Annotated in this window: 20 protein-coding genes and 1 other RNA gene; 3 read left to right on the forward strand and 18 right to left on the reverse strand. The window is 43.7% G+C overall.

Going from position 1 to position 20012, the window contains the following annotated elements:
• Positions 1–39: 39 nt before the first annotated feature.
• The 5 genes from M2470_RS07185 to M2470_RS07205 all read right to left on the reverse strand — a co-directional run bounded on the left by M2470_RS07185 (position 40) and on the right by M2470_RS07205 (position 7693).
• Positions 40–204, reverse strand: a complete 165-nt coding sequence (locus M2470_RS07185) for a hypothetical protein (RefSeq protein WP_280744362.1) — start codon at positions 202–204, stop codon at positions 40–42.
• Between the two features lie 721 nt (positions 205–925).
• On the reverse strand, positions 926–1822 hold the full coding sequence (locus M2470_RS07190; RefSeq protein WP_280744363.1) for a helix-turn-helix transcriptional regulator: 897 nt from the start codon (positions 1820–1822) through the stop codon (positions 926–928).
• Positions 1823–1882: 60 nt separating this feature from the next.
• Positions 1883–3292 (reverse strand): efflux transporter outer membrane subunit, encoded by a 1410-nt coding sequence (locus M2470_RS07195; RefSeq protein ID WP_280744364.1) that lies wholly within the window; start codon positions 3290–3292, stop codon positions 1883–1885.
• Positions 3293–3294: 2 nt separating this feature from the next.
• Entirely contained in the window at positions 3295–6462 is a 3168-nt protein-coding gene (locus M2470_RS07200; protein WP_280744365.1) for an efflux RND transporter permease subunit, read from the reverse strand.
• Between the two features lie 100 nt (positions 6463–6562).
• Entirely contained in the window at positions 6563–7693 is a 1131-nt protein-coding gene (locus M2470_RS07205; protein WP_280744366.1) for an efflux RND transporter periplasmic adaptor subunit, read from the reverse strand.
• Between the two features lie 273 nt (positions 7694–7966).
• Here M2470_RS07205 and M2470_RS07210 point away from each other — a divergent pair, with 273 nt between their 5' ends.
• From M2470_RS07210 to M2470_RS07220, 3 genes are read left to right on the forward strand one after another with little or no spacing between them, the layout of a single operon-like run.
• Entirely contained in the window at positions 7967–9079 is a 1113-nt protein-coding gene (locus M2470_RS07210) for a histidine kinase (RefSeq protein WP_280744367.1), read from the forward strand.
• On the forward strand, positions 9048–9779 hold the full coding sequence (locus M2470_RS07215; protein ID WP_280744368.1) for a LytTR family DNA-binding domain-containing protein: 732 nt from the start codon (positions 9048–9050) through the stop codon (positions 9777–9779). The genes M2470_RS07210 and M2470_RS07215 overlap by 32 nt, the downstream gene beginning before the upstream one ends.
• Positions 9780–9835: 56 nt before the next feature.
• Positions 9836–10624, forward strand: coding sequence for an aspartate dehydrogenase domain-containing protein (locus M2470_RS07220; RefSeq protein ID WP_280744369.1), 789 nt, complete (start codon positions 9836–9838; stop codon positions 10622–10624).
• Here the strand turns inward: M2470_RS07220 and M2470_RS07225 are convergent.
• The 13 genes from M2470_RS07225 to ssrA all read right to left on the reverse strand — a co-directional run bounded on the left by M2470_RS07225 (position 10607) and on the right by ssrA (position 19901).
• A complete protein-coding gene (locus M2470_RS07225; RefSeq protein WP_280744370.1) occupies positions 10607–11491 on the reverse strand; it encodes a D-isomer specific 2-hydroxyacid dehydrogenase family protein in 885 nt (294 codons plus the stop codon). The two genes, M2470_RS07220 and M2470_RS07225, sit on opposite strands and share 18 nt — an antisense overlap.
• 56 nt (positions 11492–11547) lie before the next feature.
• Entirely contained in the window at positions 11548–11853 is a 306-nt protein-coding gene (locus tag M2470_RS07230; RefSeq protein ID WP_280744371.1) for a type II toxin-antitoxin system RelE/ParE family toxin, read from the reverse strand.
• Positions 11835–12071 (reverse strand): hypothetical protein, encoded by a 237-nt coding sequence (locus tag M2470_RS07235; RefSeq protein WP_280744372.1) that lies wholly within the window; start codon positions 12069–12071, stop codon positions 11835–11837. The genes M2470_RS07230 and M2470_RS07235 overlap by 19 nt, the downstream gene beginning before the upstream one ends.
• Positions 12072–12199: 128 nt before the next feature.
• Positions 12200–13060, reverse strand: a complete 861-nt coding sequence (gene atpG, locus M2470_RS07240) for an ATP synthase F1 subunit gamma (protein ID WP_280744373.1) — start codon at positions 13058–13060, stop codon at positions 12200–12202.
• Between the two features lies 1 nt (position 13061).
• Positions 13062–14660, reverse strand: a complete 1599-nt coding sequence (gene atpA, locus M2470_RS07245) for a F0F1 ATP synthase subunit alpha (RefSeq protein ID WP_280744374.1) — start codon at positions 14658–14660, stop codon at positions 13062–13064.
• 8 nt (positions 14661–14668) lie between these two features.
• Positions 14669–15217: a F0F1 ATP synthase subunit delta gene (locus tag M2470_RS07250; protein ID WP_280744375.1), complete on the reverse strand. Its 549-nt coding sequence runs from the start codon at positions 15215–15217 to the stop codon at positions 14669–14671.
• 20 nt (positions 15218–15237) lie between these two features.
• Positions 15238–15738, reverse strand: coding sequence for a F0F1 ATP synthase subunit B (gene atpF / locus M2470_RS07255; RefSeq protein ID WP_280744376.1), 501 nt, complete (start codon positions 15736–15738; stop codon positions 15238–15240).
• Between the two features lie 4 nt (positions 15739–15742).
• Positions 15743–15988: an ATP synthase F0 subunit C gene (atpE, locus tag M2470_RS07260; RefSeq protein ID WP_280744377.1), complete on the reverse strand. Its 246-nt coding sequence runs from the start codon at positions 15986–15988 to the stop codon at positions 15743–15745.
• Between the two features lie 33 nt (positions 15989–16021).
• A complete protein-coding gene (atpB, locus tag M2470_RS07265; RefSeq protein WP_280744378.1) occupies positions 16022–17077 on the reverse strand; it encodes a F0F1 ATP synthase subunit A in 1056 nt (351 codons plus the stop codon).
• Complete coding sequence (locus tag M2470_RS07270; RefSeq protein WP_280744379.1) at positions 17061–17471, reverse strand: hypothetical protein; 411 nt, start codon at positions 17469–17471, stop codon at positions 17061–17063. Before M2470_RS07270 ends, atpB begins: the two co-directional genes overlap by 17 nt.
• A 29-nt stretch (positions 17472–17500) precedes the next feature.
• Entirely contained in the window at positions 17501–17734 is a 234-nt protein-coding gene (gene atpC / locus M2470_RS07275; protein WP_280744380.1) for an ATP synthase F1 subunit epsilon, read from the reverse strand.
• A gap of 7 nt (positions 17735–17741) precedes the next feature.
• Complete coding sequence (gene atpD / locus M2470_RS07280) at positions 17742–19262, reverse strand: F0F1 ATP synthase subunit beta (protein WP_280744457.1); 1521 nt, start codon at positions 19260–19262, stop codon at positions 17742–17744.
• A gap of 239 nt (positions 19263–19501) precedes the next feature.
• Positions 19502–19901, reverse strand: a transfer-messenger RNA (tmRNA) gene (ssrA, locus tag M2470_RS07285).
• Positions 19902–20012 lie beyond the last annotated feature (111 nt).

A 20012-nucleotide genomic window follows, 5' to 3' on the forward strand; every position in this document is an offset into this window, starting at 1 on the left:
ATATTTCAAGGGAATCTACTGCATTTTCATTGACTGAAGCTACGGAGCATAAGTAATCGCTTGTCTTTTCCCCTGAAGCCGGAAAGTAATAAAGCCTTCGCCTGATGGGATAGAAGAAACATCTACATATTTTTCCTCTTCATTACAAGCTGTTAGTAATACTGCACTCAGCAAAAACGTATAAAAAATGATTTTGTTTATCATCTGCGTTAATGGTTTATGATTAATTATAACTATTTGAAATCAGCCGCAAAAGTAGTCCTGTTACGGCTCTCAATTATTAACAAAAACGTCCGATTATTTAAGCAGACGGTTCCTTTTTCCGAGTAGTTTCCCCGCCTTCACTAAGCTAGAACAATATGTCACATTTTTGACAAAATGTTAATTCAGCTCTTTCATACAGGCCATATTTCGACACAAAACCGGGAAAGTTTGCAAATAAAGCCTCTAATCAGCACTTAAGCATTATCATTTTAAAAGTAATTAGTGATAAAGGAAAATAAAAAGACATATAAAATTAAAGCCATCCATTCATCATTATACATTATTCATCCAGAATACATCTTTTTGATAATTAAAAAAGAACAGCTTTTTAGGCTGTATTTTTAGTTAACAAACCTTTCAATTTATATATTTCTGCCACGTTTTTCATCACTGGCGGAAATATATAAAGAAGTCATCAAGGTGATTTTAGTAAATGATCCAAATGACTTGGCTAAATCACTTAGATCATTTACTAAAATCACCTTGATAAATTTGAAGAAAAGCACCATTTTAACTAAATAGTAGTTAAATTCACTTCAAGTTTTATTAAAAACTGTTTTGATTTTTATTTTTCCGACACTTTTCAAGGATATTGTTGTTATTCAAAAAGGTTATTTCTCGAAATTATGCAATAATATAAGGTATTTTAACATCAAAAAGATCACAATCTGCGGTATACCAAAGGAGAAACGCCGATGCTCTTCTTGAAAAACTTCCCGAATGTAGATTGATCGGAAAAATTCAAGGTATATGCAACAGCTTGAATGGTAGAATGAGGTGATTTGATGAGCTTTTTGGCTTCCATAATCAGAGCATCAGCGAGCCATTTACTACCGGTTTTTCCGGTCTGCTCCTTCAGGGTAGATGATAGATATTGCGGAGTAATAAAAAGCTTATCAGCATAGAAGGTAAGCGGACGCCTCTCTCTGGTATACTTGGAAAGTAACTTTAAAAATTCGTCTACAATTTCTTCTTTTCTCGAAAGTATGGGTTGTACTAAATCATTGTTTTTCTTTACAAAGACACCCAGAAGTTCCAATAACAACCCGGTAGTAGCATTATGCACCACCTCTTGCTGAAAAGCGTGTGTGCGAGACCTGATCTTCTCCTGTAGCAAAAGGAGCGCTTTTTGCAGACCGGCATTTTCCTCTGGCTCCAGGGGTGTAACAGGTTTTCTTTTCAAAGACATATAATTGTAAAAGCCCTTTTTTTCATGTACCACCTCTCCCAGAAACAGCTTGTCTATTATCAGGAATTGGGCATTGAAATCATCGCTCATTTCTGTAAGCTGAAAAATATGGCTCGGCATGATAAATGCCAGTTTATCAGGTGCAATACGATAGGTTTCATAATCCAGTTTGATCTCTGCCTGCCCGCTCCGGACAAGAATCAATAGGAAAGAGTTTACATCCCTTACCTCTGCCGGCATTCTCTCTTCCAGCTCATTTGCCATATGTATTGCATCTATGTGACCCATTGTCAGGACATTCTGAAACTTATCAACTCTTGTCATCTTATCAACAAATGCAAATGTTTTAAAAACAAGTTCTGTATCCATAATATTTGTTTTTCCTGATTATTTAACTTTTATATAAAACAATAATGCACTTAAATTGTTTTACTCTATTCCCCCGCCCAGGGCCTTATAGAGATTGACAGTGCATTGCAATTGCTCCAGCCGATCGTTTACTCGGCTAAGCTGTGCAGATAGTAAGTTTTGCTCGGCATTCAACACCTCTGTATAGTTGGCTACACCAGCTTTCAGGAGTTCCTGGGTAAAGGAAACAGACTTTTTACAGGCTTCTATCTGTTGCTCTCTTGTTTCGTTTTTTCTCAGGGAAGAATCGAAAGAATAGAGTATATTAGTCACCTCCTGTCCTGCCTCCAAGACGGATTGCTCAAACGTCAACAAGGCTTCCTGTTGCTGCGCCTTCGCTATTTTCAGATTGCCAATCAGTTGCTTCTTTGCAAAAAGAGGCTGACTCAGCCCTCCGACAATACTGGCAAACAGGTTTTCCGGCTTAAAGAAATTAGACAGCGTATTGGCTGTTGCATACCCTAACGAGCCAGTACTGAGCGCAATAGAAGGATAAAAACTGGCCTGTGCCGCATTGGTAAGCTCGAATGCCGAGCGAAAAGACAACTCCGCCTGTTGTACGTCCGGACGCCGGGCCAAGGCCTGCACAGGGATACCATACTCCAGCTGAGTAGGATATTGCTGCTCGGAGATGTTGCGACGGCTTATCTCTCCCGGTTTGCGTCCAAGCATGGTAGAGAGGGAGTTCTCCAGTTGCCGTATCTGACTTTCCAGGTCGGGTATGCTGGCAAGTGTGCTGTACAACAATGACTTGCTTTGCTCTACAGCTGCTCCGTTCTGCAAACCGGCGTTCTTGAGGTCTTCCATCGTTTGCACGTTTTCCCTCATCAGTTTAACGGTTTCAACAGTGATAGCCAATTTCTCATCCAAGGCCAAGAGCGAATAATACGAGGTAGCGATATTTGCTACTAAAGACGTCTGAATAAGGTTCTTATACGCGTGGCTATTGAGGAATTGCGCGTATTTAGCCCTCGATTGCCTGTTGAGTTTTCCCCAAACATCCAGCTCCCAGCCAACCGATATGCCAAGGGAGTAATTGGTAGAGTGATATCCCAGTACATCTTTCCCCTGGGCTCCGTTACTGCTACGCGAATGGTTCACCTGCCCTACCAAGGCTACATCAGGAAAGTAGGCTGCTTTTGCCATACCCAGGCTGGCTTCGGCCTGCTGTATACGGGTGTAGGCTATCTGCAGGTTGTAATTGTTCTCTATCCCTTCTTCGATAAGGGCTACAAGAGAGGGGTCGGAAAAATACTCCTTCCAGGGTATATTGGCTATAGTAGTCGTATCGGAAGAAGTCCTTTCTCCATATAAGTTATCTGTATCTATGTCAGGTGTTTTATATTGATTTGTCACCTGACAGGAGGATAGCCCTACCAGGGCAACAAGCCCCAGTAGAACAACTCCTTTTGTATATCTGTATTGCTTCATAATTACTTCTTTCTTAATCGATTGATGGTTTCATCGTTTGAATTTATCATTCCCGATTTGCTGAACCTGTCTTGTATAGACTGGAATATAATATACAGGGAGGGGATAACCAAGACGCCGATAAGCGTACCGATAAGCATACCTCCAATGGCACTGATACCGATAGAACGGTTACCGATAGCCCCTGCACCTGTAGAAATAGCCAATGGCAACAGACCGAATATAAAAGCAAAAGAGGTCATCAGAATAGGACGGAAACGGGCTACTGCTCCATTTACAGCCGCCTCAACGATACTCATGCCCTGCTTGCGCCGCTGGATGGCATACTCAACAATAAGGATGGCATTCTTTGCCAATAATCCGATAAGCATAATGAGGGATATCTGCACATAGATATTGTTTGTAATTCCCTGGCTTAATCCGAAGGCTGACAAGAAGATAAACACACCTGCCAAACCAACAGGCAGCGAGAAAATTACACCTAACGGCAGGATATAACTCTCATACAAAGCAGCCAACAAGAGATATACAAATATCAGACAGAGGCCGAATATCAAAACAGTTTTGCTGCTACTTTCAGACTCTTCACGCGTCATACCGGAGAACTCATAGCTATATCCCGACGGCAATGCCTGCGCTTTCACTTCTTCAATCACTTTGATAACATCCCCTGAACTGTAACCCCCATAATAGTTAGGAATAATAGTCAGTTCCATAGACGAGTAAAGGTTAAATCGAGTACGGGTTTCAGGCCCTGTAACGTCTGTTATAGTCAGAAATTCCGTTACCGGAGCCATTTCTCCACTTGCCGTCTTTACGAACAGACCGTCCAAGTCGTCTAGCTTAGACCGATATTCGGGTGATGCCTGTACCATGACGCGGAATTGCTTCCCGTAGAGGTTGAAGTTGGATATATACTGGCTACCTATATAGGCCTGTAAAGTCCCCATTACATCGCTCAGGGTTAAACCGGCATCCTTGATCTTGGGCATATTAGCCTCCAGTTGCTTCTGGGGGAAGTTGGGGTTGAAAGTCGTCATAGCTATCATTACCTCTTCCCTTTCGTTCATACGGGCCAGGAAATCATTGGTTATATCGTAAAACTTATAGATATCGCCACCGGTACGGTCTTGCAGGTTTACCGACACCCCACTACTCAGTCCAAATCCCTGAATGGTAGGCGTACCGAAGAACATGAAAGTAGCGTTGTTTATAGACTTGGTCTTCTCCGTCAGCATGGCAGCGACTTCATTGGCTGTAATCTTGCGGTTGTTCCAATGGTCCATCTTTATAATGACAGAACCATACGAGCTACCCATCCCGCTCATGAAGCTTATACCATTAATACTACCTACATGCTTTACTTCAGGAATCTCGTTCGCCATTTTCACAACTGCCTGAAGTACGGAATCGGTTCTTTCAAGTGAAGAGCCGGGAGGTAGTGTAATCATACCCATAACACCTCCACTATCTTCTTGCGGAACGAATCCGGTAGGTAATATGTTCATTAAACCGAAGAGTATGGCAGCACTTACCCCTATTATGGCAACTGTAATCCAACGATGCCCTTTCTTACCCAGGAAGACGAGAGACTTTCTGTACTTAGAGGTAGTAGCCGTAAAGCCCACATTGAAGTAATAGTAGAAGCGTTGGAGGAAGTTCTTTTTCTCCAGTTCTTCGTCATGCGGCTTCAGGAAAAGGGCACATAAAGCAGGACTCAACGTCAAAGCATTAATCGCCGAAATACCGATAGCAACTGCCAGTGTAAGACCAAATTGCTTATAGAATATACCACTTGTTCCGCCAATAAAGCTAACCGGGATAAATACCGATGCCATCACCAATGTAATAGAGACAATAGCCGGAGCAATCTCTCCCATAGCTTTGATGGCTGCCTCTTTCGGGTCTTTCGTTCCGCTTTCGAGTTCGGCATGTACCGCCTCGACGACGACAATGGCATCATCCACCACTATACCGATAGCCAACACCAAAGCAAACAATGTCAGCAAGTTGATAGAGAATCCCATGATCCAGAGGAAGAAAAATGTCCCTACAATAGCTACCGGTACGGCAATAGCCGGTATAAGCGTAGACCTGAAATTCTGCAAAAAGATAAAGACAACAAGGAAGACAAGTAGGAAGGCTTCAATCAATGTTGTAATAACCTTGCTGATAGAGACATTCAGGAAGTCGCTTACGTCCATCAGGTAGGTAAATTTCAATCCCGGAGGAAGGTCTTCCGCAGCCTTGTCCAATTCGGCTTTTACATTGGTAAGTACTTCCTGCGCATTAGAGCCTGCCGTCTGCGTAATAGCCATCATAATAGATGCTTTTCCATCTGTGGTGGTAGATACACTATACATAAGCGATCCCAACTCTACATCAGCCACATCACTCATCCGTACGATCTTTCCATCCTGCGAACGCACAATGATGTCTTCAAACTCTTCCACAGAAGAAAGCCTTCCGGTATATTTCAGGGTGTATTGAAAAGCCTGGTTACTGTTCTCTCCCAACTGACCGGGAGCCGCTTCTATATTCTGGTCTCGCAAAGCTGCGATTACCTCGTTAGTTGATATCTTATACGATGCCATTACATCGGGTTTCAACCAGATACGCATCGAATAGTCGTTTGCTCCATATACCTGGGCATTCCCTACTCCATACACACGCTTAATCTGGGGAATGATGTTGATATTGGCATAGTTTTGCAGGAATTTGGAGTCATAATCGGGATTCTCCGACACAAATGACATCATCAGAATATTACTTGTCTGCTGCTTGCGGACAGTTACTCCGGCTTGTGTTACCTCTGCCGGCAACAGGGAGGAAGCCTGATTTACCAAGTTCTGCACGTTAACCGTCGCCATGTCGGGGTTGATCCCCTGTTTGAAATAGACAGTTATATTCGCAGAGCCGGTTTCAGCAGACGATGTCATATACGTCATACCTTCCACCCCGTTGATGGCCTCTTCCAGTGGGATAATCACACTGTTCATCATCACGTCGGCATTGGCTCCGTTGTACGAGGCTTCCACTTGTACAGTAGGCGGAGCGATGTCCGGATATTGCTCTATGGGCAACATATTTAGCCCGATAATACCCAATACTACTATAATAATGGATATTACGGTAGATAATACAGGACGTTCTATAAATGTTTTAAGCATAATTCTTGGTTTTTATTTCCTTTCCAAGAGGGCATAACATACCCCCTATCCCCTTTCAAAAGGGGGAGTCAGGATGCTTTATTCTCTATGTATTTATCTATTAATTGGAGGCTGTAAGCTCTCTTTTTACAGCTATCTTCATGCCGTTCCGAAGGGTAGCAACACCGTCTGATACGATTTTGTCGCCATCCGACAAGCCTTTTGTTACAGCATAATCCAGCCCGTTCGGCATGGATTGAACCGATATAAGATGTTGTTTTATCGAATCACCTTCCATCTTATATACCAATACTTTATCCTGCTGATTAAAGGTGGCATGCTGTGGGATAACAAACACTTCGCTGAGGGTTTTCGGTATGACAATCTTTCCGCTTGTACCGCTTCTCAGCTTGCCGGATTTATTAGGAAATTCTGCGCGGAAATTAGCAGAGCCGGTTGTAATATCTACTGTTCCGGTGATGGTTTCTATCCTACCTCTATCTTCATAGATGGAACCGTCAGACAGAATAAGAGTTACAGGAGGCATGTTCTTTATTTTCTCGTATTGGGTAGTACCTTCCACTCCATCCAGAAAGTCCATTAACTTGCGTTCGTTCAACGAGAAATAGGCATACACACTCCCGGTATTGGCTATACTGGTCAACGTACTGCTGCTGTTCACCAAACTACCTTTACGATAGGGAATAGATCCTACCACTCCGTCTACAGGGCTGGTAACAGTTGTCCAACTCATCGTGGCCTGTGCGTTCTTCAGTGTGGCTTCTGCCTGTTCAAGCACAGCCTGTGCTGTTTTGTAGGCATTCTCGTAAGTTTGCAACTGAACTTCGCTGACAATACCTTTTTCCGCCAACGGACGATAGCGTTCCACATCTACTTTGGCTGTATTCACCCGTGCCATCTCGCTGTTTACCGCAGCTCTGGCCGATGTAAGCGCTTGCTCTGAAGAAGGAGAGTTGATTTTAAACAATGCCTGCCCTGCCCTCACTACCGAACCTTCGTCTACATATATAGCGTCTATATAACCATCCACACGAGGTTTGATTTCTATATCCTCTTGCCCTCTGATGGTAGCAGGATATACGGATTGCATATTTGCATCCTGTTTTTTTACTACCATTACCGGATATTCCTGAGCAGTAGTCTCATGATTTGCCGTTTGATTGTTATTCCCACACGAGATCATCATTACCATTAACATGATTACTCCGATTGTAAATTTTAGTAGATCCATGATATTTCTATATTTGAATTTTTTCTTTTCAAAGGCGAAAGTCTGCAAGAATTCCGGTTTAACAAAAAAAACTCAACATACCCGGAAACTATCTGTACCAAAAGGGGATATTCCTTCAACAATACCGTTTGCTGATAGGAAACCGGCGGATAATCCGTTTGGTTGAAGATTCAGGGGATTTGTTTGAAAACATGGGGTAGTTAGTTGAATAATTTATTTTTGTATAATGATTATTATTACTTTTAAATCGTTTTAATATCTTATGCTTACAACATGAATAAAGTAATTGAATATATACGAAACAAGATAGGCTTTCAGGCACTTATTCTGTGGACCTTGGTTTTTATACTGGCCTTTCCGCATAACCTCTGGATAAGTGTGAAGTTATCCTTTGTAGTGGCCGTAGTAACACTTGTTAGTGTTATGACAGTCTACTATTTTAATCAGAAAGTGCTTATCCCCCGCCTGATGCTGAAAGGCAGAAAAGGTACCTATATCTTCTCCTGCATCATCATGCTTCTTGTGATGGTAAACCTGTCGGCCCATCTTGAAACAACTATTTATTATATGATTATAAAAGAGCCTATAGCTGATATAATGAGAGACGGCATACCTTTTTATGAATATAAAGACTTTTTTTCCACCTCTAAATACGTTGCGCTTCTGACCATGAGTTTTGCTCTTTCCAGCATCGTAACCTTTGGACAGAAAGCGAAGGAAACCGTCCGGCAGAAAGAGGAACTATTGTCTGAAAGGAAAACATTGGAAGCCCGGGTGCTGAAATCGCAAATCAATTCGCACTTTGTGTTCAATGCCTTGAACAACATTTATTCGATGACGTACTTTAAGGACGAGTACACATCCGGCTATGTCTTGAAACTGGCTCAGATGATGCGCTACCTGATGGAGGATTGCGAAACCGAACTGACACCGTTGATCAAGGATATCGAATATATCGAGAACTTTATCGACTTTCAGAAACTGCGCTTTGAATGTGCCAAGGATATCAGTTTCAGCTGTAGAGTAGATGAAAATGCAGCCCTCTCCATCCCGCCGATGATCTTTCAGCCGCTAGTAGAGAATTGCTTTAAACACACACCTTTAGAGGTGGACAAAAACAGCTATATCCACATCTCGATGGAAGCGGATGCAGATAAGGTATATTTTGTTGCTGAAAACAGCCAGCCAATGATCAAACAGACTACTGTAGCAAAAGACCCCGGCATAGGTATCGAGAATGTAAAGAGGCGCCTGGATATCTATTACGACGACAATTATAAGTTGGATATCTCCAATACGCCTGACTCGTTCAGAGTTCAATTATCTATTACCTTTACAAACCCAAAAGACAGTTATGAACGAACTCCTGCATGTTCTTATTGTTGATGATGAATATCATGCCCGCAAGCTATTGTCGGAGTATGTATCCAAACTTCCGTTCCTGACGCTTACCGGAATGGCTTCCAATGTGTTTGAAGCCATGACAATACTGCAAAAGGAAAAGATCGATATTCTGTTGCTGGATATTCAGATGCCGGAGATTACCGGTTTGGAATTTGCCCGCCGCCTGAAGAATCCGCCAGCCATTATCTTTACAACAGCCTACTCGGAATATGCTGTTGAAAGCTACGAGCTGGATGTAGTGGATTACTTGCTGAAGCCCATTGCTTTTCCTCGATTTTTGCAAGCGATAAATAAGGTTACCGAAAGGAAAGGAATTCCTGAAACATCCCCTACCCCTGTTGTGAACGTCATTCAGCAACCACCGGCTACGCCCGAAGAAGACTGTCTGATTATTAAAAGTGGATACAAAGTGTACCGGATTAATTACGAAGAATTGATATACATTGAAGGACAACGGGAATACGTAACCTTCCATACCACCAAACAGCGGATTACGACTCTATTCTCCCTCAAAGAGCTGGAAGAAAGGTTGCCCTCCGATCAGTTTATCCGGATACACAAATCTTATATTATATCCTTAAAGCATATTGATATGATAGAAAGGAACATCCTTCAGATAGCCGGTAAAAAATTACCCGTAGGAGGGAGTTATAAGGATAGCCTGATGAGTTTGTTTAAATAGCGGAGCCCCCTATTAAAAGTTTTGGCTTATGCGTTAAATGCAGTATCTTTGGCTGCATGAAAAAATTAGTAATTGCCGGATGTGGACGGCTTGCGGAAATTGTTGCAAATGCAGTTCTTAACGACTTATTACCTGAGTATAACTTAGTCGGGGTTTATTCACGTACAGTTTCAAAAGCAGATAATCTTGCATCCAGGATGCAGCAACATGGCAAGCCCTGTACCTCATGTGCAACACTCGAAGATTTGCTGGCGCTAAAGCCTGACTATTTAGTGGAAGCAGCCTCTCCCGCTGCCATGAAAGAACTGGCTTTGCCTACTTTAAAGAATGGCACTTCGATTATTACCCTGTCTATCGGTGCGTTTGCCGACACGGCCTTTTATAATGAAGTAAAGGAGATGGCGAAGGCTCATGCTACGCGTATATACATTGCATCCGGCGCTACCGGAGGCTTTGATGTGTTGCGGACTGCCGCTCTGATGGGAAATGCGTCTGCCAGCTTCTTCAACGAAAAAGGGGTCAATGCATTGAGAAGATCAGCGGTGTATGATCCGGCTTTGGAAACCGAGAAACGTGTCGTATTTTCAGGAACTGCGCGGGAAGCCATATCCGTATTCCCGACAGGACTCAATGTATCGGTAGCCGCTTCATTGGCTTCGGTTGGCCCCGAGGCTATGCACGTTACGATGCAATCCACTCCCGGATTTATCGGAGATACCCAACGAGTTGAGATAAAAAACGATCAGGTGCGTGCTGTTGTGGACGTATATAGCACCACACCTGAAATTGCCGGTTGGTCGGTGGTGAGTACACTTATCAATATCGTTTCACCCATCGTATTCTGACAGGTTCTTCAGCACCTTTTCGCTCAGACGATCGAATGCCTGTCGTGTGCGACCCGTAGATGTCTTCATACAGCGTACGTGTGGATGCGTAAGCAGGTGTTCTCCTCCAAGCGCTCCTACCGTATCGCAGAAGCAAAGGTTATCACCTTCCAGCCACTTTGCAAATGCAGCTTCGTCCCATGCGGGCGAAAGTCCGGTATTGAAGAGTATTTTCTTGTTTCCTAAACAGTTAAACTCGTTTTCGTATAGCAATACTGTATTTTTGTTGAGACAACAGCAAACGACTTCACTTTGAGCCAGCAACTCATTAAGTGGTAAGAAGCGATAACCTTTATCTTTGGCCTCCTTCTTCTCGCTGCGGGCAAAATAAGCAATATCTGCCCCGAAGAACTTTAAAGCATCAGCTATCATTCCGCCTGATTTTCCAAGCCCTATTATACCGGCTTTCAATCCTGTGATTTCGCGAGGCATCCCATCCCATGGTTCCTGTCCGAATCCATGTAGACAACGCACCAGTTCACTGACTACATATTCTACGACACCCTCATCACCATAATCCCTGATGCCCGTTACCGTAATACCCCGTTCGTTTGCATAACGGATATCCACATTCGCACTTTCCGGGGAATATAGGGAGCAACACATACCTATGTATTTCACATTCGGACACTTCTCTAATGCCGCCCGGTTAATCCGGGAAGTATAGCTTAACAATACGGCATCAGCATCTCCAATGCGGCGTGCCACCTCCATATCATCCGCAGGTATATCCTGGTACATGACAACCTCCTCAGCGAAAGAATAAAGCGCTTTTTCCGCCGAAGGAATAAGACTGACAGGCTCTATTGCCACAAGTTTCTGAAACATATATCTTTGATATTTATTAAATCACAAAAGAAAAGTAAGTTCTTCTTCTTTGCTTTCTACACGAAAGGTACACTCAATGTCTTTTCGTCTCGTCTGCTATCCCATATTGTCAGAACAACGAGGGTTGTTTTGTTTATTTCGTAAAACAACAGATAATCACGAACAATCTTTACCCTGACATTTTCCAACGTTGTTTTTCTACCTGTGTTGGGATATTGAGCCGCCAATTGTACGGAGTCTTTTATTAATTTATTCAGTTTTATGCTATACGACTTGGAGTGATTTCGTTTTATCCAATAAGCCAGTATATCCTTGCGTTCTTGATTGGCTTTCCGAGTCCAGACTATTCTTCGTTTAGCCATTGTTCAATTATTTCATCAGCTTGTTGCTCCGGTAAGATATGTCCCGCGCGGTACTCGGCTTTTGCTTCACAAAGCCTTTGCTCCTGTTCAGATGTAAGCAGATACGCTTCTTTCTCAAGTTCGAAGTCGAGTAATTTGCGAAGTTCCTTTATAATGCCGAGGTCACTCGTATTCACAATGCGGCTTATTAAGTCTATTTTTAATCCATCTGTACTCATTGTATCATAGTTTAATTCGATTACAGACCTTTTTAATCAACGTCCAAACAAAGATAACCACAACTAATCGATTTCGCCCAATCTTCGATAAACAAAATCAGAAATTAACCTAAATTCCTTATCCTCTTTTAAGCAAAGGAGCTGCTGTTGATGTCTAACAGGTCGTTAGTAATGTTGTTCTGCCGCAGCTTATTGAAGCTGGTCTGTAGTTCGGCCAGGATATCGTCGGCATTTTCGCTGGCTATCTGCATAGCAATGGTGCGGGCGGCATGTTCCGAAGTCTGGTTATCCATCAAGGCTGTATGAAAGTCTGCATGGATACACATTTCCACCAAAGTTTCGGCCAACTCCTTCCGGGAAGGTTCCAGGATATAATCATCTGTCTCGTCGTTTATCCTCCTTTCTTCTTCCGGGGTGAAAGTATAAGGTAACAATGTTTTATATGTGATTAGTTGTGTAGAAACTGTTTTGAAATGATAATAAAGCATTTCCACCTGCTTAACCTTCCGGCTGCGGAACAACTGCATCAAGTGCCGGGAGAGCGAACGGCTTTCTTCAAAAGACGTTTTTTCCGCCAGGTGGTCAAAGTTTTCTTCTACCTCAAAGCCCTGATGCAAGACCGCTTCGCGGATTTTCTTCCCTATGGGGAAAAAGAGTAATTCCTGACCCGGATACAAACTACTAAGGCCAGATAACTCCTTTTCCATCTTTGCATTGAAGGAGCCGCACATCCCTGAGTTGGATGCCATAATAACAACAGCAATCACTCCCCCCTCCTGCTTCTGAAGGTAAGGTGAAGTTAAGTCGCTATCGGAAGCTACTAATCCGCACAGCATCGAATCCAAGGACTCTTTGTAAGCAACAGCCTTCTCCAGGACACTCTGCGAACGATGTAATTGTGCAGACGAGACCATTTGCCGGGCCTGCGTAATCTTACGCGTACTCTGGACCGATGCGATTCGTCTTTTTACTTCTTTTAATGAAGCCATATTATGATGAAATTCTGTCTATATATTGATCACTAACAGACGCTGCCGTCTCTTTAATAAGTGCTTCTATCTTTTCGTTTATTTCGCCTCTTTCCAAAGGAGCAATGATGGTTTCCTCGTGGGATAGGCGCAACTGCTCCAGGAAGCTCCGCTCAAAATCGCGAATCTTATCCAGCGGAACTTTATTCAGCAGATTATGTGTGCCGCAATACAGGATAGCAATCTGTTCACCGGTTCTGAGTGGCTGGTATTGAGGCTGAATCAGCAATTCGGTATTCCTCCGTCCTTTTTCAATTACCTGCAGGGTGATGGCATCCATGTCTCCACCGAAGCGGGCAAAGGATTCCAGTTCGCGGTATTGTGCCTGATCCGTTTTCAGCGAACCGGCTACTTTTTTCATCGACTTGGTTTGTGCGTTTCCTCCCACACGGGAAACGGAGATACCCACGTTGATGGCCGGGCGATTTCCCTGGTTGAACAGATCCGTATCTAAAAATATCTGCCCGTCGGTAATGGAAATCACATTGGTGGGAATATAGGCCGATACGTCGCCAGCCTGTGTTTCAATGATCGGTAATGCAGTCAGCGAACCACCTCCTTTCACCTTTCCGACAAGGCTTTCCGGCAAATCATTCATTGTACGGGCAATCTCATCTTGATTGATGATCTTCGCCGCCCGCTCCAATAGCCGGGAATGAAGATAGAATATGTCTCCCGGATACGCTTCACGCCCGGAAGGACGACGCAGGATCAGAGAAATTTCACGGTAAGCTACCGCCTGCTTCGACAAATCGTCATACACCACCAGCGCGTGACGTCCCGTATCACGGAAATACTCACCAACGGCTGCCCCGGAAAACGGAGAGAAATATTGCATCGCCGCCGGGTCTGACGAAGGAGAAGCAATCACCGTTGTATAATCCATCGCCCCTTTTTCTCGCAATACATCGACGAGAGAGGCTACACTGGATGCCTTTTGCCCAATGGCCACATAGATGCAGTAAACCGGTTTGCCTTCTTCATAGCCTTTCCGCTGATTGAGGATAGTGTCGATCGCAATCGACGTCTTTCCGATCTGGCGGTCACCAATGATCAGCTCACGCTGTCCGCGCCCTACAGGTATCATGGCATCAATGGCTTTTATGCCTGTCTGTAATGGTTCGTTTACCGGCTGACGGAAGATCACCCCGGGGGCTTTCCGCTCAAGCGGCATCTGTATCCGGTCTCCAGCGATCGGACCTGCTCCGTCGAGTGGCTCTCCCAAGGGATTGATCACACGACCTATCAGTCCTTCGCCTACGGGCAAGGAAGCGATCTGTCCGGTTCGTTTCACCATATCACCTTCATTGATTAGTTCGGAAGGTCCCAGCAAAACGGCCCCTACATTGTCTTCCTCCAGGTTCATGACAACTGCCTTTATACCGTTATCAAACTCCAGTAATTCGCTGGCTTCGGCATTTCGCAGACCATAGATACGCGCCACGCCGTCGCTTATCTGGATTACTGTCCCTACTTCTTCCAGTGTTTTATCCGGATCATTCTCTTCCAGTATTTTGAAAAGAATCTCAGGTATCTCGCTTACTCTGATATTTTGTGCCATTTCTTTCTTTAATTATTCGTTGTATCGATTAATCTTTTCTCGATGCGCTTCAGCCGCGACGCCACACTGGCATCCATCCGATAGGTATCCCACAAGACCGCGTAACCGCCGATCAGGGCAGGGTTTACCTTCGTATAAAGATTAACCGTTCCGTTTATGTACTTTTCCAGTCTTCTTTTTAGTTTCTGTTCTGTTTCTTCCTCTAAGGGTATTGCTGTTATGACATGAACATCATGCCAGTTGTTTGCTTCCCGAAACAGTTTTTCATAACTCAGGCAAATCTCCTGCAGAAATTCTTCCCGCTTCTCCCGGATCAGCAAACGCAAGAAATGCCCCATCTCGTCGCTGAGTTCTTCCGGTGTGCAAGCGTTGATTATCTCCACTTTTTTAGTGGGTGTCAGCATCAAGTTACTCATCACCCGTCTCAGGGCAGGATATTCCCGATAGACACGACTAACCATGCGCGCTTCGTAATAGACATCCTTGTCTTTGCCACGCTTTTGCGCATACATCAGAAGCGCTTCTGCATATCTTCGGGAGATCATTCCTATGTCCATAACTTACTAATGATTAATGGTTAATTATTAAGTGTAAGTTCCTCGTCCAGTAATCGGTCTATCAAACGGTTCTGCTGTTCGCTTTCTTTCAACTCATTAGCAAGCACCTTTCCCGCAATAGCTACCGAAATACCGGCTATTTGATCCTTGATCTCTCCCAGCGCCTTTTTCTTTGTTTCTTCTATTTCTACGGCTGCCCTCTCTTTCTGAAGGCGGACTGTTGCTTCTGCTGTCTCCTTGGCATCGCTGATGATTCGTTGTTTCATTTCCTGTGCCTCATGCAACAGGGCGTTTCGCTCACTACGTGCCTGTTCGAGGATGGCGTCACCCTCGGCATTCAGCTTCGCGAGCCGGGCTTCCGCTTCCCGGGCTGCCTGGAGCGAATCGTTGATATATTGATTTCGCTTCTCGACAGCTCGGCTAATAACGGGAAACCCATATTTTGCCAATATAAAGAAGACAATTCCGAATGAGAGCGTCATCCAGAATAAAAGCCCTATATCCGGAGTTAGTAACGACATACGCTTAAATAGCCAAGAAACATACTACAACAGCAAAGAGGGCTACCCCTTCAATAAGCGCCGCAATAATAATCATATTCATACGAATATTATCCGTAGCCTCCGGTTGACGAGCAATCGCCTCCATAGCGGAAGAACCTATCTTTCCAATTCCAATACCTGCACCAATAGCAGCCAAACCAGCTCCTAATGCTGCACCTAACGTCCCGAGTCCTGCGGTTGTTGCCGCTAATAATGTTGTCAATAACATAATTTTTAATGATTAATGATTAATTGTAAATTCTTAATTCTTTACATGTTTCACCTTTGCCAGGCCTATGAAAACGGCCGACAAGAGTGTAAATACATACGCCTGTATATAAGCAACAAGCAATTCTACAAAGTTCATAAATATGGTAAACACAACAGACAGAGCAGACATCCCTATATTAATGCCTACACCCATAGATACAGTAATAAAGATAACACACACCAGACTGATGATTACCGAATGCCCCGCCATGATATTGGCAAACAAACGAATCATCAAAGCAAAAGGTTTGGTAATTACTCCGAAGATCTCCAAGAGAGGCATGATGGGTGCCGGTACCTTCAGCCAAGCAGGTACATCAGGCCAGAAGACCTCTTTCCAGTACTCCTTGGTGCCACTAAAGTTCACCACAAGGAAGGTACATAGAGCCAGGAATAATGTGATCGTTATGTTCCCTGTGATGTTGGCTCCTCCGGGAAAGAAAGGGATCAGCCCCATCACATTATTGACAAAGATGAAAAAGAAAACCGTCAGAAGATAAGGCGAATAGCGTCTGTAATCTTCTCCGATGCAGGGCTTAATCAGTTCGTCCTGCACGTTTGTTATCAACATTTCCACCGCTCCCCGAAAGCCTTTCGGAGGCTCAAACGTATGCCGTTTGTACCAACGGGCTACCGGGAGAATCACCAATAGTAATACAATGCAATTGATCCACAGCCCCAATACATTCTTTGTAAAGGATATATCTATTGAAGGACGTACCTCCTCGCCTGTACTGTTCCGTTCTACTATCTTCCCTTTGTAATCTCCCTCGACGGCAATACGGAAACCGTTATATTCAGCCCCATGACTCAATCGGGAAGACGAAAAGATATGCCATCCACTATTCTTCCCCCTGACAATCACCGGAAGATGAATACATATCTCCTTTTCCCCCACAGTAGCGATATGCCAATTGTAAGCATCGCCAATATGTTCGAAAACAATTTCTTTCACACTAAGTTCTTCTTCCGCATGGGCGGATGGAATAAGAAAAACAAGGAAAAAGAGGAAGATATACAGACGTATTCTATTATTTTTTACTATCATATTTTTTCTCTCTTTTATTATACAGATAGAAAATGTATAATTCAAGACCAGTGTAAAGTAAATAGTTAAACATAATCGAGATAGCAAAACTCTTTCGGTCGTCTCCTACGAAATGGATGCACACCAACAGGAATATGATTGTAAACAGGAATTTAATCATGCGACACATCATATACACATTTGTCAGTTGGCCGGGATTCCACGAACGGCAACGATCGAGGGCATTATTTAATATCATTCCTGTCAACCAGTAAAAAACAGGGATTACAGGATACAACTCAAAATAATCAAGTATGGGTATCAGATAGATAAAAACAAGCGCTCCAATAATACCGGTTGCCAGATAGGCAGCAGATAAAAGGCCATATAACCTGATATTTAGTTTGTACTTCATTTCTTCGTATGTTATCTCTTCTATTTATGTTATCCCAGTATTACCTGGATATTATTTTGCTTTACTTCAGCAACCCCAGTCTCCACCTCTATTGTTTCCGTTTGCTCTCCGGTCACAATGTAAATAGTTCCTTTCCGCAGGGAGGTTAGGATCGGTGCGTGATTCTGAAGCACAGTAAATTCTCCAAGCGTCCCCGGAAGTGTTGCACTGCTTACTTCTTTATCACAAATCACTCCCTGTGAGGTTATTATTTTGAACTTCATCTCCCTTTCAATTTACCGATTCGGCATTAATCTTCTCACCTTTGGCAATTGCATCCTCTATCGTTCCTACATTCAGGAATGCTTGTTCCGGCAGATGGTCTACCTCGCCATCCATAATCATCCGGAATCCCCTGACTGTATCTTCTATATCTACAGTAACGCCGGGAATGCCTGTAAATTGTTCAGCCACAGTAAACGGCTGAGACAAGAAACGCTGTATCCTGCGAGCACGGCTTACCAACAAGCGATCTTCATCCGACAGTTCTTCCATACCCAGGATAGAGATAATATCCTGCAATTCCTGGTTTCTCTGCAATACCTGCTTCACCCGTTGAGCCGTTTGGTAATGGTCTTCACCAATCACCAGCGGATCCAGGTTACGGGAGGTTGAATCCAACGGGTCAACCGCCGGATAGATCCCCAACTCTGTTATCTTACGACTCAATACCGTCGTGGCGTCCAGGTGGGTAAAAGTAGTTGCCGGCGCCGGGTCTGTCAAGTCGTCTGCCGGTACATACACTGCCTGGATAGAGGTGATAGAACCGTTCTTAGTGGATGTGATACGCTCCTGCATCGCTCCCATCTCGGAAGCCAGCGTAGGCTGATACCCTACTGCCGAAGGCATACGCCCCAATAAAGCGGAAACTTCTGAACCCGCCTGTGTGAAACGGAAAATATTGTCGATAAAGAATAGGATATCCTTGGGTCCTACATCGGGATTGTCACGAAACGATTCGGCAATCGTTAATCCGGACAAAGCAACTGAAGAACGGGCTCCCGGAGGTTCGTTCATCTGACCAAAAACCAGCGTTGCCTGCGATTGGGCTAATTCGTCATAATCAATCTTCGACAAATCCCAATGGCCTTCCTCCATACTTTTCTTAAAAGCCTCTCCGTAACGGATCACACCACTTTCAATCATCTCTCGCAATAGGTCGTTACCTTCACGGGTACGTTCGCCAACTCCTGCAAAAACAGAGAATCCATTATGCTTTCGGGCTATATTATTGATCAGTTCCATAATAAGAACCGTTTTACCAACTCCCGCACCACCAAATAAACCAATCTTTCCTCCTTTAGAATAAGGAGTAAGCAGGTCTATCACCTTAATACCTGTAAACAGTACTTCTCGCTTTGTATTCAGTTCGTCGAACTTCGGCACTTCTCGGTGAATAGGCAAACCGCCTTCTTTGCTCAAAGCGGACATTCCATCAATCGAATGTCCTACAACATTCAGCAGACGTCCTTTCACCTGCTCTCCTGTCGGCACCTGTATCGCCGAACCGATAGCGTACGCAGTTAATCCCCGCCTCAGCCCATCCGTACTGTCCATGGATATCGTCCGCACGGTATGTTCACCGATATGCTGCTGTACTTCCAGTGTCAGCACATCCGTTTCCGAGCGATAAACCTCCAATGCATCATGAATATGAGGAAGTTTTATCCTTTTGCCTTCTTCCTTCTCAAAACGTACATCAACCACAGATCCGATTACCTGAGTAATATACCCTTTCCGGTACTTACTCATTTTTTCATTAGTCATCTCAATAACCTATTAAAATTCTAAAACTTGCCAAAGGTGGGCAAAAACAAAGAGTTTACTTGGTCAATATCAAACCTAAACTGGTTAAATTATCAATTTTAACCATTTTTGCCCTAAAGAATCTTTCGTATTAACAATTTCACGTTAAAAATAGTTTTATTAAATCAAAAAGTAACCCTGTAATTCAAAGAACTACAGGGTTACTTTTTGATATTCATTCTTAGTTGTGGAGCTGGAGAGATTCGAACTCTCGTCCAAACGAGGAACTAATTTGCTTTCTACATGTTTATCTTCGCTTTATTTGTCGGGAGAGAGCAAGACCGAAGCTACCAACTCTAACCTTATCCTCTAAATTTTCGCCTAAAGTCCGAGGCTTCCTTTAAGCTATCTCCGATATTGCTGCACCACCTGATCGGAACGCTTCGGAGCAACAGCATCCGGGTGATGTCACGTTCCAGCACCTAGTGCCGGAATTAAGCTAAAATCTACTATACTTCGATTAAGCAGCGAGAGCGTAATTATTTTCGCCAGTTAAATGGTCGTTGTCTGAGATTCAAGTGCAAGCCAACCACGCACTACATGCTTACAAACCACTTCTACCCGCTGTCAAAACCGGTCAGCCCCATGGTTTCATAACGGGGACAAAGATATGCATTTTTTGTATACAAACGAGAAAAACGCTCACTATTCCGAATATTTGCACTTCAAAACACAACTATGAAACCTCGTCGTCGG

This window comes from Parabacteroides sp. PH5-46 (assembly GCF_029892785.1).
Taxonomy (GTDB): domain Bacteria; phylum Bacteroidota; class Bacteroidia; order Bacteroidales; family Tannerellaceae; genus DFXE01.